Origin of the sequence: Streptomyces sp. SID11385 (assembly GCF_010548245.1) — a bacterium.
Classification (GTDB): Bacteria; Actinomycetota; Actinomycetes; order Streptomycetales; family Streptomycetaceae; genus Streptomyces.
Window position 1 is genome coordinate 1 of record NZ_JAAGLR010000694.1, and the last position, 8,531, is coordinate 8,531.

Sequence of the window (8,531 nt, forward strand, 5' to 3'; positions counted from 1 at the left end):
CGCCTGGCCGGACGGGCTCCAGGACCCGCGCTCGGCCGCGACCGCCCGCGCGCGCGGCGACCTCGCCGCACGCGTCGCCTTCCACCGCCATCTCGCCTGGCTCACCGAGGAGCAACTGCGCGCGGCCCAGCGCACCGCGCGCGAAGCGGGGATGCCCGTCGGCCTTGTCCACGACCTCGCCGTCGGCGTCCACCCCGAGGGCTCGGACGCCTGGGCGCAGCGCGACGTCTTCGCCGCCGGGATCTCCGTCGGCGCCCCGCCCGACGCCTTCAACGCGCGCGGCCAGGACTGGGGCCTGCCACCCTGGCGCCCCGACCGCCTCGCCGCCTCCGGCTACGCCCCCTACCGGGCCCTGCTCCGCGCCCTCTTCGGCTACGCGGGCGCCGTCCGCATCGACCACGTCATGGGCCTCTTCCGGCTGTGGTGGATTCCGGCGGGCGAGGAGCCGACGGCCGGTACGTACGTGCGCTACGACGCCGAGGCCATGCTCGCCGTGCTCTGCCTGGAGGCGCACCGGGCGGGTTCGCTCGTCATTGGCGAGGATCTCGGCACCGTCGAGCCCGGAGTACGCGACACGCTCGCGCGGCGCGGCATCCTCGGCACCTCCGTGCTGTGGTTCGAACGCGACTGGGCGGACGGCGCCCGCCCGCTCGCCCCCGAGGAATGGCGCCCGGGCGCGCTCGCCACCGCCACGACGCACGACCTGCCACCCACCGCCGCACGCTTCACGGGCGACGACGTCATCCTGCGCGAACGGCTCGGACTGCTCAGCGTCCCGTACGAGGAGGAACGCGCGCGGGCCGCGGCCGAACTCCGTGAGTGGCTCGACCGCCTCGGCGAACTGCGGCTCCTGCCGGAAGGCCCCGAGGACGAGGAGGGCGTGATCCGCGCGGTGCACCGCTTCCTGCTGCGCACCCCCGCCGCGCTCACCGGCATCTGGCTCCCCGACACCGTCGGCGACCGCCGCCCGCAGAACCTCCCCGGGACCTGGACGGAGTACCCCAACTGGCGCCTGCCCCTCTCCGACGCGAAGGCGCGCGCGCTGAGCCTGGAGGAACTGACGGCCTCGCAGCGGGTGGCGGACTTCTTCGCGGGCTTGCGGGACGGGGTGGGGGACCCGGGGGAGTGGTGAGGGCGGGGCTCGGTGAAGGCGGGCTCGGGGGGGCTTCGGTGGGGGTGATTTTTCGGCGGGGCTGGGCTGGGGGCGGGTCTTCGGCGGGGTGGGGCTGGGCTGGGGCGGGTCTTCGTTTGCGGGTTCGAGGCTTCGGCGGGGGTGAGGCTTCGGCGTGTTGCGGAAGTACCTCCCCATACGGGCCCCCCGCCCGCGTGTCGCGGAAGCGACCCGGCTAAGTTGGGACCGTGGACAAGAAGCCCGTGGACAAGAAGAACTCCCTGCGCGCCGGCACCATCGCCGCCGGTACGACGCTGCTCATGCTGGCCATGACGTCCCCCGCTCTCGCGCTCACCCGCGACGACGGCGACGACCCCGGCTCAGGCCTGAGCGTGATCCAGACCCTCGGTCTGTTCGTCGGCATCCCGATCCTCGCGTTCCTGGTGATCGCGGGCCTCGTGGTCGTCGGCACCAAGAAGAGCGCGGGCCAGCAGCCGCACGCCTGAGCCGCAGCGCTTCCCCGTCCGCCGGACCGGCCGGACCGCTCTCCTCCCCACGGGTGAGGACCAGGGTCCGGCCGCTGGCATGCCCGGAGTTCCCTGCGCGCATCCTGGTCCGGCCGGGCCCGTCCCGCGCGGGCCGTCCCAGCGGGCGCCCGGCATACGGGCGTTGTCCTCCCGTTCCCCCGGACCGTCGCCGGACATAGCATCCGGCGCATGGCCATCAAGCTGAGCGATTCCGCCCGCGCGCTGCTCGCGCGGCCCCTCTACGCCGTCCTCGCCACCACCGGCGCCGACGGTCACCCCGCGACCTCCGTCGTCTGGTACGGCCTCGACGGCGACGACATCGTCGTCTCCTCGCAGGAAGGCCGCCTCAAGGTCCGCAACGCCCAGCGGCGCCCGGCCGTCAGCCTGTGCGTCTACGACCCCGAGGACCCGCAGCGGTACGTCGAGGTGCGCGGCACGGCGCTGGTCTCCGAGGACGAGGGACGCGCGATCGCCGTCCGCCTCGCCGAGCGGTACAAGGGCCCCGGCGCGGGCGAGGACTTCCTCAAGCAGCCGCCGGAGAACGTCCGCGTCGTCCTGCGCATCACCCCGGACCGGATCACGGGCAACGCCGCCTGACACCGACGCGGGCACGGGCGGGTACGGGCTTTGCGCGGGGCGCATCGGCGGGGCGGGCTGCGGGTGCTGCGGTGCGTGGGTGCGGGTGCGGGCGCGGTGCGCGGGTGCGGGTGCGGGTGCGTCGTGATGGACCGGCGCGAGCATGGGGACGGGAAAGGGGCCCTGGAGCGGTCTGCTCCGGGGCCCCTTGCTGGTGGTACGGGTCAGGCGAGGCGGCGGCCCGCCACCCTGCGCACGCCGGCCGTGACCGGCAGCGCGGCGGCGAGGGTGACCTGGAGGCAGCAGCCCGTCACGAGCAAGGTCTCGCCGCCGGGGCAGTCCAGCGCCCAGGCCACGAGGCAAGCGATGTTGACGGCCCCCCACCCGGCGGTGGCCACGGCGAGCCGCCCGGTCGGCTTCGGGTAGGCGACCCGGCTGACCATGAGGTACGCGATCGCGAGCACCGCGAGGACGGTGACGACGAAGGAGAGCTGGAGCAACACGACGGAGAGCACGGTGAGCGCGGCGAACGGAATCGGCATCCCCTCGAACATTCCGTCCCGCATCGTCGTGATGGAGAAACGCGCGAGCCGCATCACCCCGCCGAGCAGCACCGCGACGGCCGAGACCGTCGTGAGCCCGAGGTGGTTCTCGCCGCCACCGACGAGACCCCACACGAGGACGAAGTAGGCGGGCGCGAGACCGAAGCTGATGAGATCCGAGAGGTTGTCCAGCTCGGGACCCATCCCGGAGCCGCCGAAACGACGTGCGACGATCCCGTCGCACAGGTCGAAGAGCGCGCCGAGCAGGATGAACATCACCGCCGACGCACCGCCCTGCCGCACCCCGTCGCCGCTCGTCCCGTCGAGCAGGTGCGGGATGAGGACGGCGGTGGTGACGCAGTAGATCGCCGCGAAACCGCACACCGCGTTGCCCAGCGTGAGCAGGTCCGCGAGCGACAGCCGCAGCCGGACCTCCTCCTCACCGCCGCTGCCGCCAGTGGTGGTCCCGGGCGGGGTGCCGGGCGGGGTGCCGGGAGTGGGGTCGGACGGTGCCTCGGCCAGAGCGATGCCGGTGCCGGTGCGGCCGGTGCCCGGGGCGGGGCGGGCCGGGGCGGGGGAGGGAGCGGACGCGCTGAGCGGGGTGCGGCCTGCCCGGGCGGCGGGGCGGTGGACCTGACGGGGGAGGCGGGAGAGGCGGGCCGTACGCCGGCCCCTTCGCCAGGTCCTGGGGGTCGTCTCCGGTTCGGTGACGCTCAAAATCATGCTCCTTGGGGGAACTTGAAGGTGTTCCGAAGCGGCGGACGCCACTGCGCCGCGCTGCTCCGGGAGTCGCGACAAGGCACGTCACCGAAGGGGGACGGACATGCCCGAACCTTGACGGCTCGTCATCGCGAAGTGGCCACTGTAGCGAGCGGGGGCGCGCTCGGATGACTCCGGGCACCCGCCGACCCCTCCACGACCCCCCGAATTCTCCCGATAAGACGCCTGCTGACGCTGAGTCAGTTCCCTTTGCCGGACTAGCAATCCGCTCTGGAGGGCGCGGCGGCGACGAGAACCCCAACGCGCCGCCACCCCCAGCCCCCGCCCCGGGCGTGGGGCGCGCCCCCGAGGGCCGGTCCCCACGGCCCGAGGACCGGTGCATGCCCGTCGAAGGCTGGGGTGCGGGCCGGCGGTCCAGGAGCCGCGGGGCCAGTGCAGGTGCCCCGAAGACTGGGGCAGGGGCCTGGTCCCGGGCACGGGCTGGCTGGCGGCACCGCTCCTGTGACACCGCACCCGGCGGTGGCGGGCCAACCCGGCCGGGCCGACGCACCGCCGGGCTCCGGCTTGGACAGCCCGTGACGGGCCGGGGCCGGGCCTCCAAGCTCGGCCTGTCAGGGGCGCCCGGGCCACGCCGGTTGCCGACCGCCTGCCGGGGGCGGCCCGGCCCCGACAGGCGCTGGACGACCCTCATACCTGGGCCATCGGCCCGTTAGCGGACCGGCCGTCGGCCTGGACCGGCGCCTCGGCCAGGATCGGCGCCCGAGTCGGGGATCGCCGACTCAGGCCGAGGCTCCGCCCATCCTGGCCGTGCCCGTCACCCCCGGCGAGCATTACCCGTCCGGCCGGTGCCCGGCAGCCGCCGTTCCCCAGCGGTACCGGGCCACCCGCAGCCCCGCCGGAGCCGAACCCGCCGGAGCCGGACCGCCGGAGTCCGGCCGGCGGGCTTCGAACCGCCGCCGGGGGCTCGGCTCAGTGGCCGGCTGCCGCGTCCGCCGACTGGGCCTTCAGGGCGCGCTCGATGCCCGCCCGGGACTCCGTGACGAGGCGGCGCAGGGCGTCCGACGGTTCGGCCGAGGCGAGCCAGGCGTCCGTGGCCGCGAGGGTGTCTTCGCTGACCTGGAGCGCCGGGTACAGGCCCACCGCGATCTGCTGCGCCATCTCGTGCGAGCGGCTGTTCCACGCCTCGCCCACGCCGGCGAAGTACTTCTCCGTGTACGGGGCGAGCAGCTCACGCTGGTCCGTCTGCACGAAGCCGAAGATCACGGCCTCCTGCACCGCGTTCGGAAGCGTGTCGGACTCGAAGACAGAGGCCCACGCCTCCGCCTTCGCCTCCTCGGCCGGGCGGGCGGCGCGGGCCGTCGCCGCGTGCCGCTCGCCCGCCGCCGTACGGTCCTTGGCGAACTCGGCGTCGATCTCCTCGACGTCGTACCGCCCCACGGAGGCGAGCCGCTGCACGAAGGCCCAGCGCAGCTCCGCGTCCACGGCGAGACCCTCGATGCTCTGCGTGCCCTCCAGGAGGCCGACGAGGATGTCGAGCTGGTCCGGGGTGCGCGCGGTGTCGGCGAAGGCGCGGGCCCAGGCGAGCTGGTGGTCGCTGCCCGGGGCCGAGGCCCGCAGGTGCGCCAGCGTCGCGTCGGTCCAGCGGGTCAGCCCGCGGTCGCGCCACACCGGGGCCGCGTACTGGTCGATCGCGAGCTTCGCCTGCCGCTGGAGCGACTGCACGACACCGATGTCGGACTCCTTGCCGACCCCGCGCAGCACCAGCTCGACGTAGTCGCGCGCCGCCATCTCGCCGTCACGCGTCATATCCCAGGCCGCGGCCCAGCACAGGGCGCGCGGCAGCGACTCCTCGAAGTCGCCCAGGTGCTCGGTGACGACCTTCAGCGAGTCCTCGTCGAGGCGCACCTTGGCGTAGGAGAGGTCGTCGTCGTTGAGGAGCACGACGGCCGGGCGCGGCTTGCCCACGAGCGCCTCGACGGGCGTCAGCTCCCCGTCCACGTCCAGCTCCACCCGGTCCGTGCGCACGAGCTTGCCGTCCGCGCCCAGCTCGTAGAGCCCGATCGCGATGCGGTGCGGGCGCAGTACGGCCTCGCCGCGCGCCCCCGTGGGCAGCGCGGGCGCCTCCTGCTTGACGGCGAAGGAGGTGATGCGGCCCTCGCTGTCGACGTCGATCACCGGGCGCAGCACGTTGATCCCGGCGGTCTGGAGCCACTTCTTCGCCCATGTCGACAGGTCACGCCCGGAGGTCTCCTCCAGGGCGCCGAGCAGGTCGCTGAGCCGCGTGTTGCCGAAGGCGTGCCGCTTGAAGTACGCCCGCACCCCGGCGAAGAACTCGTCCATGCCCACGTAGGCGACGAGCTGCTTGAGGACGCTCGCGCCCTTCGCGTACGTGATCCCGTCGAAGTTGACGAGGACGTCGTCGAGGTCCTTGATCTCCGCCATGATCGGGTGCGTGGAGGGCAGCTGGTCCTGCCGGTAGGCCCACGTCTTCTCGGTGTTGGCGAAGGTCGTCCAGGAGGCCGGCCAGCGCGTGCCGGGCGCGTACGCCTGGCAGGCGACCGAGGTGTAGGTGGCGAAGGACTCGTTGAGCCACAGGTCGTTCCACCACTCCATCGTCACGAGGTCGCCGAACCACATGTGGGCCAGCTCGTGGAGGATGGTCTCGGCGCGCCGCTCGTAGGCCGCGTCCGTCACCTTGGAGCGGAAGACGTACTGGTCGCGGATGGTCACCGCGCCCGCGTTCTCCATCGCGCCCGCGTTGAACTCGGGGACGAAGAGCTGGTCGTACTTCTCGAACGGGTACCGGTAGTCGAACTTCTCCTGGAACCAGGCGAAGCCCTGCCGGGTGACCTCGAAGATGTGCTCGGCGTCCAGGTGCTCGGCGAGCGAGGGCCGGCAGTAGATGCCGAGCGGCACGCGCTGCTCGCCGTCGACGTACTCGCTGTGCACCGAGTGGTACGGGCCCGCGATGAGCGCGGTGATGTACGAGGAGATGCGCGGCGTCGGCGCGAAGGACCAGAGGTTGTCCTTCGGCTCGGGCGTCGGCGAGTTCGAGATGACCGTCCAGCCCTCGGGAGCCGTCACGGTGAAGGTGAAGGTGGCCTTGAGGTCGGGCTGCTCGAAGTTGGCGAAGACGCGGCGCGCGTCCGGGACCTCGAACTGCGTGTAGAGGTAAGCCTGCTGGTCCACCGGGTCGACGAAACGGTGCAGGCCCTCACCGGTGTTGGTGTACGCGCAGTCCGCCACGACCCGCAGCTCGTTGCGGCCCTCGCGCAGCCCGTCGAGTGCGATGCGGGAGTCGGCGAAGACCTGGGCGGGGTCCCTGGACTCGCCGTTGAGGACGACCTCGTGGACCGCGGGCGCGATGAGGTCGATGAACGTCGACGCGCCCGCCTCGGCCGCGTCGAAGCGCACGGTCGTCACGGAGCGGTACGTACCGCCCTCCTGCGCGCCGCTGAGGTCGAGGTCGATGTCGTAGGCGTCGACCGTCAGCAGCCGCGCCCGCTCCTGCGCCTCTTCGCGGGTCAGATTCGTGCCAGGCACGCTCGCTCCTCGTCCTGCTCGGTCCGGTGCGGGAGGGGGATGACCCGCCGCGCCGAATGTCGGTTTCGGTGTGTGATGCCGTCCCGGCCATCCTTCCACGCGGGCAGGCCCACGCGGGGCCCGGGAGGACCATGGATTCCCGCGCCGGACGCACCACGGCCGCCGGCTCTCGGGGGTCGCTCCGGGTTTTCCCCGAGAGCGTCCCCGGGTTCTGTTCGAACCCTTCCCCGATCCACCCCCGAGACGGCGGTGGGGGATGTCCCCGAGACCCCTTGTCCCGTCCGCCCCTTCCCCCGGTGGCGCCCCGCGATGCCCGACCGGCTGCCCTGATATTTCCCCGAGTTCCGGCCGAGGGGGCCAGAAACCCCTTTCTCCGCTCAGAACGGAACCCTCTGCCCGCTCCGGCCGTTCTGCACCCAGTGCCACCCGGGGTACTATCCGCGCGCCGCGGCCCCGTCCCGGGCCGCGACCGGGACCCGCGGGCCCGGCCGGCGCCCGGCGCCGAGGGCCCCGTACGAGAGGCGGTGCGCGCCCGTGCCCGTGGACCACGACGTCCTGGTGTCAGGGGCCGGGATCGGCGGCCTCACCCTCGCGCTCGCCCTGCACGCGGCCGGGATCAGGGCCGCTGTCGTCGAGGCCGCCGACCTCCCGCTGCCCGCGGGCACCGGCGTGAGCCTGCCGCCCAGCGCGGTCGCCGAACTCACCGCGCTCGGCCTCGGCGAGATGCTCGCCCGCCACGCCGTCGCCCCCGCCGTCCTCTCCCACTACGACCGGCACGGCTGCCACTTGTGGAGCGAGCCGCGCGGCCTCGGCCTGGGGCACCCCGTGCCGCAGTACAGCATTCACCGCGCCGCTCTCCAGGACCTTCTGCTCCAGGCGGTACGGGCCAGACTCGGCGCCGACGCGGTGCGCACCTCGACCGCGGTCGTCCGCTTCCACCAGAGCGAGAGCGAAGGGGTAGGGGTCACCCTGCGCGGCGGCGGGCGGGTACGCACCGAGACGGCGCTCGCCCTGATAGGCGCCGACGGGCTGCGCTCCGCGGTCCGCGCGGGGCTCCACCCCGGCGAGGCGCCCCCGGGCTGGAGCGGCGTGTGGCTGTGGCGCGGCCTCGTCCCCTGGCAGCCCGTCCTCGGCGGGCGCACCGTCGTGGTCGCGGGCGGCGGCGGCGTCCGCCTCCACGTCCACCCCGTCTCGTACCCGTACGACAACGGCCCGCAGCCCCCGTACGGGTACGGGAACGGCCCCGGGGCCCCGTACCCGGGCGGCCCGTACCGCGATGCGAGCCTGCCGCGCCGCGGCCAGGCGCTCCTGCACTGGACCGCGAGCGTGCGGCTCGATCCGGAGGCGCTGCCCGGCGGCGCGGGAGCCGCCGACTGGAACCGCAGGGGGCGGCTCGCCGAGGTGCTGCCGCACTACGCGGGCTGGCGCATCGGCGACCTCGACGTGCCCGCGCTGCTCGCCGCCACGCCCCGCATCCACGGCAGCCCCCTCGTCGGCCGCGCGCCGCTCAGG

General features: G+C 74.0%; 6 protein-coding genes. 4 read left to right on the forward strand and 2 right to left on the reverse strand.

Annotated elements, in window-relative coordinates:
* The 3 genes from malQ to G3I42_RS21260 form a co-directional block, all read left to right on the forward strand.
* The coding region (gene malQ / locus G3I42_RS21250; RefSeq protein ID WP_164288236.1) for a 4-alpha-glucanotransferase at positions 1-1,132 on the forward strand (1,132 nt) is incomplete at its 5' end.
* A gap of 242 nt (positions 1,133-1,374) precedes the next feature.
* Entirely contained in the window at positions 1,375-1,617 is a 243-nt protein-coding gene (locus G3I42_RS21255) for a hypothetical protein (RefSeq protein WP_009065353.1), read from the forward strand.
* 210 nt (positions 1,618-1,827) lie between these two features.
* The gene (locus G3I42_RS21260; protein WP_164288238.1) at positions 1,828-2,235 is read left to right on the forward strand and encodes a PPOX class F420-dependent oxidoreductase; all 408 of its coding nucleotides are present in this window, start codon (positions 1,828-1,830) and stop codon (positions 2,233-2,235) included.
* A 203-nt stretch (positions 2,236-2,438) separates the two neighbouring features.
* On the opposite strand, the gene pssA is transcribed toward G3I42_RS21260, so the two are convergent.
* Positions 2,439-3,479 carry a CDP-diacylglycerol--serine O-phosphatidyltransferase gene (gene pssA, locus G3I42_RS21265; protein WP_164288241.1) on the reverse strand — a complete coding sequence of 347 codons (1,041 nt, stop codon included), beginning with the start codon at positions 3,477-3,479 and terminating at the stop codon, positions 2,439-2,441.
* A 966-nt stretch (positions 3,480-4,445) separates the two neighbouring features.
* Complete coding sequence (pepN, locus tag G3I42_RS21270; RefSeq protein WP_164288243.1) at positions 4,446-7,019, reverse strand: aminopeptidase N; 2,574 nt, start codon at positions 7,017-7,019, stop codon at positions 4,446-4,448.
* Positions 7,020-7,553: 534 nt separating this feature from the next.
* Here pepN and G3I42_RS21275 point away from each other — a divergent pair.
* Positions 7,554-8,531, forward strand: a 978-nt coding sequence (locus G3I42_RS21275; RefSeq protein WP_164288245.1) for an FAD-dependent monooxygenase, incomplete at its 3' end; no start/stop codon positions are given.

Bases quoted from the DNA above. Each gene is read 5' to 3' on its own strand.
- G3I42_RS21260 (WP_164288238.1), top strand. From the start codon at position 1,828: ATGGCCATCAAGCTGAGCGATTCCGCCCGCGCGCTGCTCGCGCGGCCC.
- pssA (WP_164288241.1), bottom strand. From the start codon at position 3,479: ATGATTTTGAGCGTCACCGAACCGGAGACGACCCCCAGGACCTGGCGA.